Consider the following 13,063-nt stretch of genomic DNA (forward strand, 5'->3'; position numbering starts at 1 on the left):
ACCGTTGGACGGGCATGACCGCTTCCTCGTCCGTCGCCGTTCCACCCCTGCAGGACGGGCTTCCGGTTCCCAGGCGCTACTGGGCCATCGTCTCCATCGGCCTTGGCATCACCCTGGCCGTGCTGGACGGGGCGATCGCCAATGTGGCCCTGCCGTCGATCGCGCAGGATCTGAGAGCGTCCGAGGCGGCGTCCATCTGGATCGTCAACGCCTATCAGATTGCGATCGTCGTGGCCCTGTTGCCGCTGGCGTCGCTGGGCGAGATCGTCGGCTATCGCCGCGTGTCCCAGGCTGGACTGGCGGTCTTCACCCTGGCCTCGATCGGCTGCGTGCTGGCCGATTCCATCGCGACCCTGAGCCTGGCGCGCGTGGTTCAGGGCTTCGGCGCGGCGGGCATCATGAGCGTCAACGGCGCGTTGGTCCGTTTCACCTATCCGCACCGGATGCTGGGCCGAGCGGTGGGCATCAACGCCGTGATCGTTTCGCTGGCCGCCGCGGCCGGACCAACGATCGCCGGCGCTATCCTATCCGTGGGCCATTGGCGCTGGCTCTCGCCCTGAACATTCCCATCGGCCTGCTGGCGGTGTCGCTGGCGGGCTTCACCCTGCCGCACAATCCACTTCAGAACCGAGCGCTGAACTGGACCGGCGCAGCGTTGAGCGCGGCGGCGTTCGGGCTTGTCATCACGGGTCTGCAGGCCCTGGCGCACGGGGAGGCGTCCGTGCTCGGCTTCGGTCTGACCGGCGCGGGTCTGGCGGCTGGCGTCCTTCTGGTCAGACACGAGAAGCCCCGCGCGGCGCCGCTGATCCCGCTGGATCTTCTGGGCCGACCGATGTTCGCCCTGTCCGTGGCCACATCGATCATATCCTTCACTGCCCAGATGATGGCCTTCGTCGCCCTGCCGTTCTTCCTGCAAGGGTCATTGGGGCTCAGCGCGGTCGAGACGGGCCTTCTCATGACGCCCTGGCCGCTGGCGACCATGGTGGCGGCGCCCCTGGCCGGCTGGCTGTCCGACCGGCATTCCGCCGGCGTCCTGGGCGCGATCGGCCTGAGCCTGTTCGCCTGCGGCCTGATGGCGCTCAGCTTCCTGGAGCCGGACGCGTCGAAGTTCGACGTCATCTGGCGCATGGCCGTCTGCGGGGCCGGTTTCGGCTTCTTCCAGTCGCCGAACAACCGCGCCATGCTGTCGGAGGCCCCCAGGGAGCGGGCGGGCGCGGCGGGCGGCGCCCTGGGCACGGCGCGGGTGCTGGGCCAGTCGCTGGGCGCGGTCGTGGTCGCCTTCCTGCTGGCGACGGCGCCGGTGGCGGGCGTGGGGCACGGCTTCCAGCTCGCCGCCGTCGCGGCCCTGTTCGGCGCGGTCATGAGCGGCTCGCGCATCCGGCGCCGACCGTCCGAACCGGACAAGGAAGTCGAGGCGGTTTAACGCCGGGGGAGTTCCGCCACGCCGCGGTTCGCCAACTGGTCGGCGCGTTCGTTCAACTCGTGCCCCGCGTGTCCCTTGACCCAGCGCCATTTGACGTCGTGGCGGGCCCGCGCCGCATCCAGCCGTTGCCACAGTTCGGCGTTCTTGACGGGCTTCTTGTCGGCGGTCAGCCAGCCGCGCGCCTTCCAGCCGCGCATCCATTCGGTGATGCCCTGCATGACGTATTTGCTGTCGGTATGCAGCTCGACACGGCACGGCCGTTTCAGCGCCTCCAGCGCCATGATGGCGGCCATCAGCTCCATGCGATTGTTGGTCGTATTGGGTTCGCCGCCCCACAGTTCCTTCTGATGCCCGCCGCCGGTCTGCAGCACGGCGCCCCAGCCGCCGGGGCCGGGATTGCCCTTGCAGGCGCCGTCGGTGTGGATGATGACGTGATCGGAGAGACTCATGGTCGCGCAGACCTACAGCCTCCCTTGGCGCGGGGCCATCACTCGGCCTATATGCGGGGCGAAGAATAGTGGACGGGACCGACCATCGGTCCTCGCGAGGAGAATACGCCATGGGCTCCATGAGCATCTGGCATTGGGCCATCGTCATTGTCGTCATCGCCCTGCTGTTCGGCGGTCGCGGCAAGCTGTCCAGCATCATGGGCGACGCGGCCAAGGGCATTCGCGCCTTCAAGGACGGCCTGTCGGACGACGGCAAGAAGGACGGCCCGCATGACGGCGTCAGCTCGCTGCCGCGCACCGACGCCGAGAAGGAAGAGATCAAGCGCTAGTCGTCGTCTGCAAGGGCTGACGCATGGGCGGGCTTGGCCCCGGTATCGGGGGATTCGAAATTGTCGTGATCGGTCTGGTGGCCCTGCTCGTGGTGGGGCCAAAGGATCTGCCTGTGCTGATGCGTCGCGTCGGTCAGATGGTCGCCAAGGCGCGCGCCATGGCCAACGAGTTCCGCTCCAGCTTCGACGAGATGGCGCGCCAGTCCGAACTGGACGACCTGCGCAAGGAGGTCGAGGCGCTGCGAACCGGGCAGGGGATGTATCCGCTGGGCCAGGAGGCGCAGAACGCCTTCAAGGACATCAACAGCGAACTGACCAAGCCGCTTGAGGCGCCGTCGGCGGCCAGCGTCCCGGAGATGACTCCGGCAGCCGACGAATGGCCCGATACGCCGGTGGCTGAACCCGCGACCGAGCGCCCTGAGCCGGCGGCCCCGGTCGGCTCCACGCCGAAGTCCAGTGGCGCCGCCGCCAAGCCGGCCGCCGCCAAGCCGGCCGCCGCCAAGACGGCCGCGCCCAAGCCCAAGTCCGCTTCGAAGCCGGCGAAGAAGCCCACGGCTGCGACCAAGGCTGCGCCCGCCAGAAAGACCCAGCGCAAGAAGGCCGCCGAGCAGTGACCGATCGCGACGAGGACGAAATCGAGGCGTCGCGCGCGCCGCTGATGGACCACCTGATCGAACTCAGGAGCCGGCTGCTGGTTTGCGTGATCGCCTTCGCGGCCGGCTTCATCCTGTGCTTCGCCTTCTCGGAGCCGATCTACCTGTTTCTGGTGAAGCCGTTCGCGGCGGCCCAAGCGTTTTACGCCTCGGTCGGCCCACACGGCCACGTGTCACCCATCGACCTGATCCTGGGAACGGCGGGCCTGAAGGCGCTGCCGCACATCGACGGGCAGACGGTCAACCTGATCTACACGGCGCCGCTGGAAATCCTGTTCACCAAGATGAAGCTGGCCGGCTTCGGCGCGGTCTTCGTCGCGTTTCCGATCCTCGCCTGGCAGCTGTACCGATTCGTCGCGCCGGGGCTTTACCGCAACGAACGGGGCGCCTTCGCGCCCTTCCTGATCGCCGCACCGCTGCTGTTCCTGCTGGGGGCGGCTCTGGTCTATTTCGTCATGCTGCCGTTCGTCATGTGGTTCTCGCTGAGCCAGCAGATCGTCGGCGACGGCATCCAGGCCAATCTGCTGCCGAAAGTGTCGGACTATCTCAGCCTGGTCACGGCGCTGTTGCTGGCCTTTGGCCTGTGCTTCCAACTGCCGGTCGTGATGACGCTGCTGGGACTGGCGGGGCTGATCAACTCCAAGCTGATGTCGGCCGGGCGGCGCTACGCCATCGTCGCCGTGGTCGTGGTGGCCGCCGTCGTCACGCCGCCAGACCCGATCAGCCAGCTGATGCTCGCCGTGCCCCTGGTCATTCTCTACGAGATCTCGATCTGGTGCGTGCGCATCATCGAGCTGCGGCGCGACAAGGCCGATGCGCTGGAGGCCGAGGCGGCCTGACGCGCTTCGTCGCAGGCGGCAACGAAGCGGGCGCCTCGCCTGTTGAACCGCCGATGCATCGACGTACGCTTCTCGCCGCCGGCCTGACCCTTCCCTTTGGACACGGCTGCAGCCAGGCGGCCGACGTCCTGCCGCCGCCTGCGCCCACGCAAGGCCTGAATGCGGCCGTGATGGACCGCGTCGCGGCCAGCGCGGAGGCGCTGCCCAAGCTGCACGCCATGATCGTCGCCCGCGACGGCCAGCGTCTGTTCGAACGCACCTGGCGCGGTCCTTCGCTGGAGACGCCGGTCAACATCAAGTCGGCCTCCAAGTCGGTGATCGCCGCCCTGGGCGGGATCGCGATCGGGCAGGGGGTGTTCCAAGGTGTCGAGCAGCCGATCTCCGCATTTCTGGCCGACCGTTTTCCGGCGACGCCGGACCCGCGCCTGGCGGAGGTGACTATCGGCGACCTGCTGTCGATGCAGGCAGGCCTGGGGTCCACCTCGGGGGCGAACTACGGCGCGTGGGTCTCGAGCCGTGACTGGGTTCGATACGCCCTGGCGCGACCGTTCGAGGCGGAGCCCGGCGGGCGCATGGTCTATTCCACCGGCACATCTCATCTGACCTCGGCCTGCCTGACGCGGGCCTCCGGCCGCTCGACCCTGGCGTTGGCCCGCGACTGGCTGGGCGAGCCGTTGGGGATCGACATACCCTCCTGGCCGGCAGATACGCAGGGCGTTTATTTCGGCGGAAATGACATGCGGTTGTCGCCCGTCGCGCTGCTGACCTTTGGCGAGCTTTATCGCAACGACGGCCTGCACCAAGGGCGCCGCGTCCTGCCGGAGGGCTGGGTCGAGGCGTCGTGGCGGGGCAGGGGGACCTCGCGCTGGAGCGGCAACCCCTACGGCTATGGCTGGTGGATTCGCCGCTCCGGTCGCTACGAGGTCTTCTTCGCGTGGGGCTATGGCGGACAGATGGTCTTCGTCGTGCCGGACCTGCGCCTGACGGTCGTGATGACGTCCGATTCCGCGCCGGTCCAGAGCCGTGACGGCCATGTCGACGCCCTGCACGCGCTGCTGGACCATGGCGTCGTCCCGGCGGCGGAGCAGGGCGCCGTCGCCTAGAACGACAAAGGCGCGGGACGGTTTCCGTCCGGCGCCTCCGCCTTCAGTCCCTGCTGTCGATCAGCAGCTGTAGTACATGTCGAACTCGACGGGGTGGGGATGCAGTTGCAGGCGCATCACCTCTTCCATCTTCAGTTCGATGTAGGCGTCGATGAAGTCGTCATCCATGACGCCGCCCTTCTTGAGGAAGGCGCGGTCCTTGTCGAGGTTCTCGAGCGCTTCGCGCAGCGAGCCGCAGACCTCGGGGATCGAGCCGCGCTCTTCCGGCGGCAGATCGTAGAGGTTCTTGTCGGCGGGCGCGCCCGGATCGATGCGGTTCTCGATCCCGTCCAGGCCGGCCATCAGCAGGGCCACGAACGTCAGATAGGGGTTGCCCATCGGATCGGGGAAGCGGGCTTCCAGGCGCTTGGCCTTGGGCGACGAGACGTGCGGGATCCGGATCGAGGCCGAGCGGTTGCGGGCCGAGTAGGCCAGTTTCACCGGGGCTTCATAGCCGGGCACCAAGCGCTTGTAGCTGTTGGTGGTGGAGTTGGAGAAGGCGTTGATGGCCTTGGCGTGCTTGATGATGCCGCCGATGTACCACAGGCATTCCTGCGAGAGGCCGGCGTATTTGTCGCCCGCGAACAGCGGCTTGCCGTCGCGCCAGATCGACTGGTGCACGTGCATGCCCGAGCCGTTGTCGGCGAACATCGGCTTGGCCATGAAGGTGGCGGACTTGCCGTAGGCGGCGGCGACGTTGTGGATCACGTACTTGTACAGCTGCAGGCGGTCCGCCATCGTCAGCAGGTCCGAGAACTTCAGGCCCAGCTCGTGCTGCGCCGGCGCCACCTCGTGGTGGTGCTTCTCGGGCTGCAGGCCCAGGTCGCGCATGACGCCCAGCATCTCGCCGCGCAGGTCCTGGCCGGAATCGACCGGATTGACCGGGAAGTAGCCGCCCTTGGGCCCGGGGCGGTGGCCCATGTTGCCTTCGGAATACTCCGCGCCGGTGTTGGCCGGCAGCTCGGTCGAGTCATACGAATAGGAGGTGTCGTGCGGCTGGGTCGACCAGCGCACGTCGTCGAAGATAAAGAACTCGGCTTCCGGGCCGAAATAGACCACGTCGCCCACGCCCGAGGACTGGACATAGGCCAGGGCCTTCTTGGCCATTGAGCGGCTGTCGCGGTTGTAGGGCTCGTTAGTGTCCGGGTTCAGCACGTCGCAGAACAGGAACATCGTGGTCTGCTGATAGAACGGGTCGATGTAGGCCGTGGTCAGGTCCGGCTTCAGCAGCATGTCGGACTCGTTGATGGCCTTCCAGCCGGCGATCGACGAACCGTCGAACATGGTGCCTTCGTTCAGGAAATCCTCGTCGACCAGGTCGACGTCGAAGGTCACATGCTGCAGCTTGCCGCGGGTGTCGGTGAAGCGAACGTCGACGTATTTGACGTCCTTCTCCTTGATCTCCTTAAGGATCTTGCTGGCGCTCATTCTCGGAAGTCCTGTTTTCTTGGTCTTTGGGGAGGAACCGAACGATCGACCCCGCAGAGCCGAGCGACGGGGAGGGTACGCGAACTCAGACGGCCTGGGCTCCGGTCTCGCCGGTGCGGATGCGGATCACGTCGGCGACGTCGGAGACGAAGATCTTGCCGTCGCCGATCTTGCCCGTGCGGGCCGAGGTCTGAATGGCCTCGACCACGGCAGGCGCGAGGTCGTCGGCGACCACGACCTCGATCTTGATCTTGGGCAGGAAGTCGATGACGTATTCGGCGCCGCGATACAGCTCCGAATGACCTTTCTGGCGGCCGTATCCCTTGGCCTCCAGCACCGTCATGCCTTGCACGCCCACATCCTGGAGCGCCTCTTTGACGTCATCCAGCTTGAAAGGCTTGATGATGGCTTCGATCTTCTTCATGGCGACCCCGGAACGACGTGCGGAATGCAGCGCCGCTCGGGCGGGAATGGGACACGGCAAGGCCTCTGAACGCAAGCGGTTTTCGCAGAAAATTCACTGATAACGGGCAGACGATGATGCAATCCAACGACCCCGCGATCTGGCGCAAAAATCTTCCCTGGCCGGACGCGAACACGCACAAGCATACGCGGGGACGGCTGGGCGTGGTGTCCGGACGGGCCACCCAGACAGGTGCGGCGCGACTGGCGGCGCGGGCTGGGCTGCGGATCGGTGCGGGCCTGGTGCGCATCTTCTGTCCGCCGGAGGCGGCCGCGGCGATCGCGCCGTCGATCGAGGCGATCATGCTGACGCCGTTCTCCAACGCCGAGGCTCTGGCGCGAGAGGCCGAGCAGATGGACGCCATGGTGATCGGCCCGGCGGCTGGTCTGGACGACCTGACCGTCGCCAACGTCAACGCGGTGGCGCTTGGCGGCGCGGCCTTGGTGATCGACGCCGACGGCCTCAGCGTCTTCAAGGGCCGCAGCGACGACCTGTTCGCCGCTCTGGACCGCGACGATGTCCTGACGCCGCACGAGGGCGAGTTCGAACGCCTTTTTCCGAACCTGCTGGAGCAAGGCCGGGAAACGGCGGCGCTCGAGGCGGCCAGACGCGCCCGCGCCATCGTCGTGCTCAAGGGCGCCAGCACAATCATCGCCGCGCCCGACGGTCGCGCGGTCATCAACACCAACGGCTCGCCCTGGTTGGCCACCGCGGGCTCAGGCGACGTCCTGGCCGGCATGATCGGCGGACTGCTGGCCCAGCGCATGGACAGCTTCGACGCCGCGTGCGCCGCCGTCTGGATGCATGCCGAGGCGGCGGATGATTTTGGACCGGGACTGATTTCAGAGGACCTGACGGAAATGCTGCCGAAGATCCTCAAATCGCTCTGGAAAGAGTCCTAGGCGGGCTGCACGTCATCGGCCCGATGCATCTCTATTTCGCATAATATATCTTAGGCGATGCACGTCGCAGCCATCGCTTGTCACGCCGCGACGAACTTCAGCGCGACGCCGTTGTTGCAGTAGCGCAGCCCCGTCGGTCGCGGGCCGTCGTTGAAGACGTGGCCCTGGTGGCCCAGGCAACGGGCGCAATGGTATTCGGTCCGCGGAATGCCGATAGCCCGATCGCGCTTGCGGCCGATGTTGGCGGACATGACGGTGTAGAAGCTGGGCCAGCCCGTGCCCGAATCGAACTTCCAGTTGGACCGGAACAGCGGCAGGTCGCAGCCCCTGCAAACGAAGGTTCCCCGCCGGCGTTCCTGGTTCAGCGGACTGGCGTAAGGACGCTCCGTTCCCTCGTGGCGCAGAATACGCCAGGCGTCCTCGCCCAAACGACGTCGCCATTCGGCGTCGGAGACGCGGCGGTATGGCGAGGCGGCATATTGCGCCTCTCCGGCGTCGGCCGGTTCCGGCGAACAGGCCGACGCGAGCAGCGCGCCCGCGCCCATCAGCAGTCGGCGGCGATGAAGATGTGCGAACGGTTCCATGACTCCCACTACGATGGGAGCCGCGAAATGGTTTCAGGGGCTGAACGGGTCAGCTCAGACCGATGGCCTCGTCCAGTCCCAGCATGATGTTGAGGTTCTGGACCGCCGCCCCCGAGGCGCCCTTGCCCAGATTGTCCAGCAGCGCCACCAGACGCGCCTGGTCTCCGCCCCGGTCGCCGAACACGTGCAGCCGCAAGCGGTTCGTTCCGTTCAGGCCTTCAGGATCCAGCCCGGTCATGGCCTCCGTCTCCTCGATGTCGGCCACCTCGACGAAGCGCAGGCCGTCGTAGGCCTCGACCAGGGCGCCGTGCAGGCGCTCGATCGACGGCGTCTCGGGCAGAGCCCCCAGGTGGAGCGGGATCTCCACCAGCATGCCCTGGCGATAATGACCGACCGCAGGCGTGAACAGCACGGGTCGTGACAGGCCGGAATGCTGCGTCATCTCGGGCACGTGCTTGTGCCTGAGCGACAGGCCATAGGCGCGATAGGGCGGCGCCCCCTCCCCGGCTTCGAACTCGGCGATCATCGCCTTGCCGCCGCCGGAATAGCCCGACACGGCGTTGACCGAAACCGGCCAGTCCGCGGGCACGAGTCCGGCCTTCACCAAGGGCCGCATCAGGCCGATGAAGCCGGTCGGATAGCAGCCGGGGTTCGAGACGAACCGCGCGCCGGCGATCCGCTCGTGCTGGCTCGCGTCCATTTCGGCGAAACCGTAAGTCCACCCGGGCGCGACACGATAGGCGGTCGAGGCGTCGATCACCTTGACCGACGGGTTCTCGATCATCGCCACCGCCTCGCGCGCCACGTCGTCCGGCAGACACAGGATCACGGCGTCGGCGGCGTTCAGCGCCTCGCGCCGCGCCTCGGGATCGCGCCGGCGATCGCCCAGCAGCAGCAGGTCCAGATCCGGGCGCGCCTCCAGCCGCTCGCGGATCTCCAGGCCCGTGGTGCCGGCCTCGCCGTCGATGAAGATGGTGTGGGTCATGTCTCCGCTCTCACCTGAACTGCGGACATAAAAAGGGCGCTCCAGGTTTCCCCGAAGCGCCCCTTCGTAACCGACTGGCGGTCGCCAGTTAGCGCTTCGAGAACTGGAAGCTGCGGCGGGCCTTGGCGCGGCCGTACTTCTTGCGCTCGACGACGCGGCTGTCGCGGGTCAGGAAGCCGTGCGGCTTCAGGACCTTGCGCAGCTCCGGCTCATAGTGCGTCAGGGCGTGCGACAGGCCGTGGCGGATGGCGCCGGCCTGGCCCGACAGGCCCGAACCTTCGACAGTGCAGACGATGTCGTACTGGCTGGTGCGGTCCGAAACGGTCAGTGGCTGGGCGACCATCATCTGCAGAACGGGACGCGCGAAATAGGCGGCCAGTTCCTTGCCGTTCACGGTGATCTTGCCCGAACCGGGCTTCACCCACACGCGAGCGATGGCGTTCTTGCGCTTGCCGGTCGAATAGGCGCGGCCCTGGGCGTCCAGCTTCTGGACATAGACGGGGGCGTCGTTCTCGGCCGAGGCGCTCAGGCCCTTCAGGGCGTCGAAACCGGTGGCGGTTTCGGTGTTGGTCACGTCGGTCATGCTCAGACGCTCCGGGTGTTCTTGGGCGACGCCGACTTGAAGTCGATCGTTTCCGGTTGCTGGGCTTCGTGATCGTGCGCGGCGCCGGCGAAGAGGCGCAGGTGCGTCATCTGCTTGCGGGCCAGCGGGCTTTCCTTGGGCAGCATGCGCTCGACGGCCTTCTCGAGCACGCGCTCGGGGAAGCGGCCGCCCAGCACCTTGGCCGGGGTGGTTTCCTTGACGCCGCCCGGGTGGCCGGTGTGGCGATAGTAGACCTTGTCGGTGTTCTTCTTGCCGGTGAACACCACCTTGTCGACGTTGGTGACGACGACGTAGTCACCGCAATCGACGTGCGGGGTGTAGTCGCCGCGGTGCTTGCCGCGCAGACGGTTGGCGATGAAGGTCGCGAGACGGCCCACCACGACGCCTTCGGCGTCGATGTGGATCCACTTCTTCTCGACCTCGGCCGGCTTCAGCGAAGCCGTGGTGCTCTTCAGCATGAGGTTGTTCCTGGAGACGAAATCGGGCCCGGCTCCCGAAGGAACCGAAGGAAGGCGGGCTGATACAGGAGGCGATCGGTCGCGTCAATGCGTCTTCGGATGGCGACATCAGTCTAATTGGCGGAAAACAAAAGACTTTCGGAGTGAGGTATTAAAATACCCGGCAAACCGACCGCCTTCGGGGCTCCTTTCGCTCCTCTCCGTCATCAAACCATGACCTTTCCCCGGCATGGCGGCTCCCAACGTAGCTGGAGTCTCCCATGTTCCTCGACCGTCGCGGCCTGATCGCCTCGAGCGCCGCCCTCGCCTTCGCCGGCATGGCCCGCCACGCCGCCGCCCAGACCGCCGCCCGGACCGGGGGCGAGGAAACCTACGTCAATCAGGTTCACGGCTACGGCCCGTTGGTTCGGGATCCCAACCGTCTGCTCGACTTGCCGGAAGGCTTCTCCTACGAGGTCGTGGCGCAGAGCGGCGACACCATGGACGACGGCCTGTTCGCGCCGGGCCAACCCGACGGCATGGCCTGTTTCCCGCTGCAAGGCTCGCTTGTGGCGCTGGTCGTGAACCATGAGCTCAAGGGCTCCAGCGCCCTGCACCGCAATCTGGGGCCCGGCGGCCTGCGCCAGGAACGGATCGGACGGCTGGATGCGGCCCGCGCCTATGACACCTACAAGGACGGGCGCCCCCTGCCCGGCGGCTGCTCGACCATCGTCTACGATCTGGCTACCCGCCGGAAGGTGAGCCAGCACCTGACGCTGGCGGGGACGTCGACAAACTGCTGCGGCGGCCCGACGCCCTGGGGCAGCTGGCTGACCTGCGAGGAGACGCTGGAAACCCCCGCCGACGCCGACGTGACCAAGGCCCACGGCTGGGTGTTCGAGGTTCCGGCGAACGCGAACGGCCTTGTCGACCCCGTGCCGCTGAAAGCCATGGGCCGCTTTGACCACGAGGCTGTCTGCGTCGATCCGCGCACCGGGTTCGTCTATCTGACCGAGGATCAGAACGACGGCCTGTTCTACCGCTTCATCCCGACGACGCCCGGCAAGCTGGCCGAAGGCGGAAAGCTGCAGGCGATGGCCTGGAAGGGCGCGCCCTCGGCCGACACCCGCAACCAGGACGCCCCCGCCTGGGCCGTCGGCGACTGGCGCGAAATCGAATGGATCGACCTGCAGGACGTCGAATCGCCGAACGGCGACCTGGCTCAGCGCGGTCATGCCGCCGGCGCCGCCCTGGTCGCGCGCGGCGAAGGGGTGTGGTGGGGCGACGACGAGCTGTATTTCACCGCCACCTCGGGCGGTCCGATCCGCCGCGGTCAGATCCTGCGGCTTGTTCCGGGGCTCGACGGCGCGGCCGACCGGCTTCAGCTGTTCGTCGAGAGCGCGGACATGAAGACGATGAACATGGCCGACAACATCACCATCGCGCCCTGGGGCCATCTGGTGGTCTGCGAAGACAACTATTCCAGCGATGTCCGCAATCATCTGAAGGGCGTCACGCCCCAGGGGCAGGTCTATACGATCGGCCGCAACGTCTTCACCGGCAATGCCGAGTTCGCCGGCGCCTGCTTCTCGCCCGACGGCGAGGTGCTGTTCGTCAACATCATGTACCCGGGCATGACCCTGGCGATCAGAGGGCCATGGACCTCGGTCCGGACATGAACAGCCGAGGCTGAGCCCTGAGCACGACCCACAGATTGGCCGTGGCGATCGCCAGCACGATCGCCGCGCCCGCCTGGTGCAGCACGCCCAGACCCAGCGGCACGGCGTGCATCAGGGTGACAATCCCCAGCAGCGCCTGCAGCCACACGGCTCCAGCCAGGGCGAAGGCGCCAAACCCCATGCCCTCGGCCACCCGCCACCGCCAGGCCTGGAAGCCGTAGACGCTGGCGCCGATCAGCAGGCCATAGGCGACGAGGCGGTGATTGAACTGGGTCAGCGCCTGGTCATGCAGGAAGGCGCCCGCCCCCAGGCTCCAGTCCGCCGGCGGCAGAACGGCCCCGTTCATCAGCGGCCAGTCGGTATAGACCAGTCCGGCCTTGCCGCCCGCGACCAGCGCGCCGAGCAGGCACTGGAGAAACACGGCGCCCAGCAGGACGGCCGCCCCCCGCGCCCAGCCCGCCGGCGGGCGTCCATGATCCTCTCCGCTCCACGCCTCCAGCCCGGTCCAGATCAGGGCGCAGAACAGAACGAACGCCAGTCCCAGATGCACCGCCAGCCGTTCAGGGGCCACGCTGACCCGTTCGGACAGCCCGCTGGACACCATCCACCAGCCGATCAGCCCCTGCAGCCCGCCCAGGGCCAGCAGCAGCACGCAGCGCCAGACGAGGCGACCAGGCAGGGCGTAGCGGTGCAGGCGCGACAGCGGCGGCGTTGCGCGGAAGGCCACGAAGGCCACCAGGGGAAGGAAGAACACCAACCCGATCAGTCGGCCCAGCAGGCGGTGGAACCACTCCCAGAAGAAGATGAACTTGAACTCGTCCAGCGTCATGCCGGCGTTCACCTGGGCGTACTGCGGAATCTGGCGATACTTGTCGAACGCCACCATCCAGTCCGCCTGATTCAGCGGCGGCACGGCGCCCATGATCGGCTTCCACTCCGTGATCGACAGGCCCGAGCCCGTCAGACGCGTGATGCCGCCCACCACCACCATCAGGAACACCAGCGCTGCGGTGGCGAACAGCCAGACGGCCACGGCGCGATTACGATCTGGTTTCCCGAAACGGCTCATTCGACGCTCGACGCTGACACGGATATGCTGCCGTTTCGACGGCGATCGAAAGCGACCTGTGCGGTATGCCCCCCTCG

At 67.1% G+C, this 13,063-nt stretch carries 16 protein-coding genes; 8 read left to right on the forward strand and 8 right to left on the reverse strand.

The window, feature by feature from the left end:
- Nucleotides 1–14 precede the first annotated feature (14 nt).
- On the forward strand, nucleotides 15–560 hold the full coding sequence (locus ACE3PU_RS05570; RefSeq protein WP_374387520.1) for an MFS transporter: 546 nt from the start codon (nucleotides 15–17) through the stop codon (nucleotides 558–560).
- The gene (locus ACE3PU_RS05575) at nucleotides 539–1,423 is read left to right on the forward strand and encodes an MFS transporter (RefSeq protein ID WP_374387522.1); all 885 of its coding nucleotides are present in this window, start codon (nucleotides 539–541) and stop codon (nucleotides 1,421–1,423) included. The genes ACE3PU_RS05570 and ACE3PU_RS05575 overlap by 22 nt, the downstream gene beginning before the upstream one ends.
- Here ACE3PU_RS05575 and rnhA read toward each other — a convergent pair.
- Nucleotides 1,420–1,872 (reverse strand): ribonuclease HI, encoded by a 453-nt coding sequence (gene rnhA, locus ACE3PU_RS05580; protein WP_374387525.1) that lies wholly within the window; start codon nucleotides 1,870–1,872, stop codon nucleotides 1,420–1,422. The genes ACE3PU_RS05575 and rnhA overlap by 4 nt on opposite strands.
- Nucleotides 1,873–1,982: 110 nt before the next feature.
- On the opposite strand from rnhA, the gene ACE3PU_RS05585 reads away from it, so the two are divergent.
- The 4 genes from ACE3PU_RS05585 to ACE3PU_RS05600 are packed head-to-tail and all read left to right on the forward strand — an operon-like array spanning nucleotide 1,983 to nucleotide 4,796.
- Nucleotides 1,983–2,201: a twin-arginine translocase TatA/TatE family subunit gene (locus tag ACE3PU_RS05585; RefSeq protein WP_249750570.1), complete on the forward strand. Its 219-nt coding sequence runs from the start codon at nucleotides 1,983–1,985 to the stop codon at nucleotides 2,199–2,201.
- Nucleotides 2,202–2,224: 23 nt separating this feature from the next.
- Nucleotides 2,225–2,815 (forward strand): Sec-independent protein translocase protein TatB, encoded by a 591-nt coding sequence (tatB, locus tag ACE3PU_RS05590; RefSeq protein ID WP_374387528.1) that lies wholly within the window; start codon nucleotides 2,225–2,227, stop codon nucleotides 2,813–2,815.
- A gap of 44 nt (nucleotides 2,816–2,859) precedes the next feature.
- Complete coding sequence (gene tatC, locus ACE3PU_RS05595) at nucleotides 2,860–3,693, forward strand: twin-arginine translocase subunit TatC (protein ID WP_374387876.1); 834 nt, start codon at nucleotides 2,860–2,862, stop codon at nucleotides 3,691–3,693.
- Between the two features lie 53 nt (nucleotides 3,694–3,746).
- Complete coding sequence (locus tag ACE3PU_RS05600) at nucleotides 3,747–4,796, forward strand: serine hydrolase domain-containing protein (RefSeq protein WP_374387530.1); 1,050 nt, start codon at nucleotides 3,747–3,749, stop codon at nucleotides 4,794–4,796.
- A gap of 60 nt (nucleotides 4,797–4,856) precedes the next feature.
- On the opposite strand, the gene glnA is transcribed toward ACE3PU_RS05600, so the two are convergent.
- Together glnA and ACE3PU_RS05610 are read right to left on the reverse strand one after the other, a co-directional pair.
- A complete protein-coding gene (gene glnA / locus ACE3PU_RS05605) occupies nucleotides 4,857–6,263 on the reverse strand; it encodes a type I glutamate--ammonia ligase (RefSeq protein WP_374387532.1) in 1,407 nt (468 codons plus the stop codon).
- Between the two features lie 85 nt (nucleotides 6,264–6,348).
- Nucleotides 6,349–6,687 carry a P-II family nitrogen regulator gene (locus ACE3PU_RS05610; protein WP_054765773.1) on the reverse strand — a complete coding sequence of 113 codons (339 nt, stop codon included), beginning with the start codon at nucleotides 6,685–6,687 and terminating at the stop codon, nucleotides 6,349–6,351.
- A gap of 116 nt (nucleotides 6,688–6,803) precedes the next feature.
- Here ACE3PU_RS05610 and ACE3PU_RS05615 point away from each other — a divergent pair, with 116 nt between their 5' ends.
- Nucleotides 6,804–7,628, forward strand: coding sequence for an NAD(P)H-hydrate dehydratase (locus tag ACE3PU_RS05615; protein ID WP_374387535.1), 825 nt, complete (start codon nucleotides 6,804–6,806; stop codon nucleotides 7,626–7,628).
- Nucleotides 7,629–7,708: 80 nt separating this feature from the next.
- Here ACE3PU_RS05615 and msrB read toward each other — a convergent pair whose 3' ends face one another.
- The 4 genes from msrB to rplM all read right to left on the reverse strand — a co-directional run bounded on the left by msrB (nucleotide 7,709) and on the right by rplM (nucleotide 10,256).
- Nucleotides 7,709–8,212, reverse strand: a complete 504-nt coding sequence (msrB, locus tag ACE3PU_RS05620; RefSeq protein ID WP_374387537.1) for a peptide-methionine (R)-S-oxide reductase MsrB — start codon at nucleotides 8,210–8,212, stop codon at nucleotides 7,709–7,711.
- Nucleotides 8,213–8,261: 49 nt separating this feature from the next.
- The gene (gene argC / locus ACE3PU_RS05625; protein ID WP_374387539.1) at nucleotides 8,262–9,197 is read right to left on the reverse strand and encodes an N-acetyl-gamma-glutamyl-phosphate reductase; all 936 of its coding nucleotides are present in this window, start codon (nucleotides 9,195–9,197) and stop codon (nucleotides 8,262–8,264) included.
- An 88-nt stretch (nucleotides 9,198–9,285) separates the two neighbouring features.
- Nucleotides 9,286–9,780: a 30S ribosomal protein S9 gene (gene rpsI / locus ACE3PU_RS05630; protein ID WP_374387541.1), complete on the reverse strand. Its 495-nt coding sequence runs from the start codon at nucleotides 9,778–9,780 to the stop codon at nucleotides 9,286–9,288.
- A 2-nt stretch (nucleotides 9,781–9,782) separates the two neighbouring features.
- Nucleotides 9,783–10,256: a 50S ribosomal protein L13 gene (rplM, locus tag ACE3PU_RS05635; protein ID WP_292135499.1), complete on the reverse strand. Its 474-nt coding sequence runs from the start codon at nucleotides 10,254–10,256 to the stop codon at nucleotides 9,783–9,785.
- 263 nt (nucleotides 10,257–10,519) lie between these two features.
- Here rplM and ACE3PU_RS05640 point away from each other — a divergent pair, with 263 nt between their 5' ends.
- Nucleotides 10,520–11,917: an alkaline phosphatase PhoX gene (locus ACE3PU_RS05640; RefSeq protein ID WP_374387543.1), complete on the forward strand. Its 1,398-nt coding sequence runs from the start codon at nucleotides 10,520–10,522 to the stop codon at nucleotides 11,915–11,917.
- Here the strand turns inward: ACE3PU_RS05640 and ACE3PU_RS05645 are convergent.
- Entirely contained in the window at nucleotides 11,886–12,986 is a 1,101-nt protein-coding gene (locus tag ACE3PU_RS05645) for a COX15/CtaA family protein (RefSeq protein ID WP_374387545.1), read from the reverse strand. The genes ACE3PU_RS05640 and ACE3PU_RS05645 overlap by 32 nt on opposite strands.
- Nucleotides 12,987–13,063: the final 77 nt, after the last annotated feature.

Source organism: Brevundimonas sp. (assembly GCF_041911375.1).
Lineage (GTDB): Bacteria > Pseudomonadota > Alphaproteobacteria > Caulobacterales > Caulobacteraceae > Brevundimonas.

What these genes read in the sequence shown, in the direction of transcription:
- tatC (WP_374387876.1), top strand. Translation starts at nt 2,860, where the DNA reads ATGGACCACCTGATCGAACTCAGGAGCCGGCTGCTGGTTTGCGTGATC.
- glnA (WP_374387532.1), bottom strand. Translation starts at nt 6,263, where the DNA reads ATGAGCGCCAGCAAGATCCTTAAGGAGATCAAGGAGAAGGACGTCAAA.
- ACE3PU_RS05615 (WP_374387535.1), top strand. Translation starts at nt 6,804, where the DNA reads ATGCAATCCAACGACCCCGCGATCTGGCGCAAAAATCTTCCCTGGCCG.
- ACE3PU_RS05585 (WP_249750570.1), top strand. Translation starts at nt 1,983, where the DNA reads ATGGGCTCCATGAGCATCTGGCATTGGGCCATCGTCATTGTCGTCATC.
- ACE3PU_RS05600 (WP_374387530.1), top strand. Translation starts at nt 3,747, where the DNA reads ATGCATCGACGTACGCTTCTCGCCGCCGGCCTGACCCTTCCCTTTGGA.
- argC (WP_374387539.1), bottom strand. Translation starts at nt 9,197, where the DNA reads ATGACCCACACCATCTTCATCGACGGCGAGGCCGGCACCACGGGCCTG.
- ACE3PU_RS05570 (WP_374387520.1), top strand. Translation starts at nt 15, where the DNA reads ATGACCGCTTCCTCGTCCGTCGCCGTTCCACCCCTGCAGGACGGGCTT.
- tatB (WP_374387528.1), top strand. Translation starts at nt 2,225, where the DNA reads ATGGGCGGGCTTGGCCCCGGTATCGGGGGATTCGAAATTGTCGTGATC.
- msrB (WP_374387537.1), bottom strand. Translation starts at nt 8,212, where the DNA reads ATGGAACCGTTCGCACATCTTCATCGCCGCCGACTGCTGATGGGCGCG.
- rnhA (WP_374387525.1), bottom strand. Translation starts at nt 1,872, where the DNA reads ATGAGTCTCTCCGATCACGTCATCATCCACACCGACGGCGCCTGCAAG.
- ACE3PU_RS05610 (WP_054765773.1), bottom strand. Translation starts at nt 6,687, where the DNA reads ATGAAGAAGATCGAAGCCATCATCAAGCCTTTCAAGCTGGATGACGTC.
- ACE3PU_RS05645 (WP_374387545.1), bottom strand. Translation starts at nt 12,986, where the DNA reads ATGAGCCGTTTCGGGAAACCAGATCGTAATCGCGCCGTGGCCGTCTGG.
- ACE3PU_RS05640 (WP_374387543.1), top strand. Translation starts at nt 10,520, where the DNA reads ATGTTCCTCGACCGTCGCGGCCTGATCGCCTCGAGCGCCGCCCTCGCC.
- rpsI (WP_374387541.1), bottom strand. Translation starts at nt 9,780, where the DNA reads ATGACCGACGTGACCAACACCGAAACCGCCACCGGTTTCGACGCCCTG.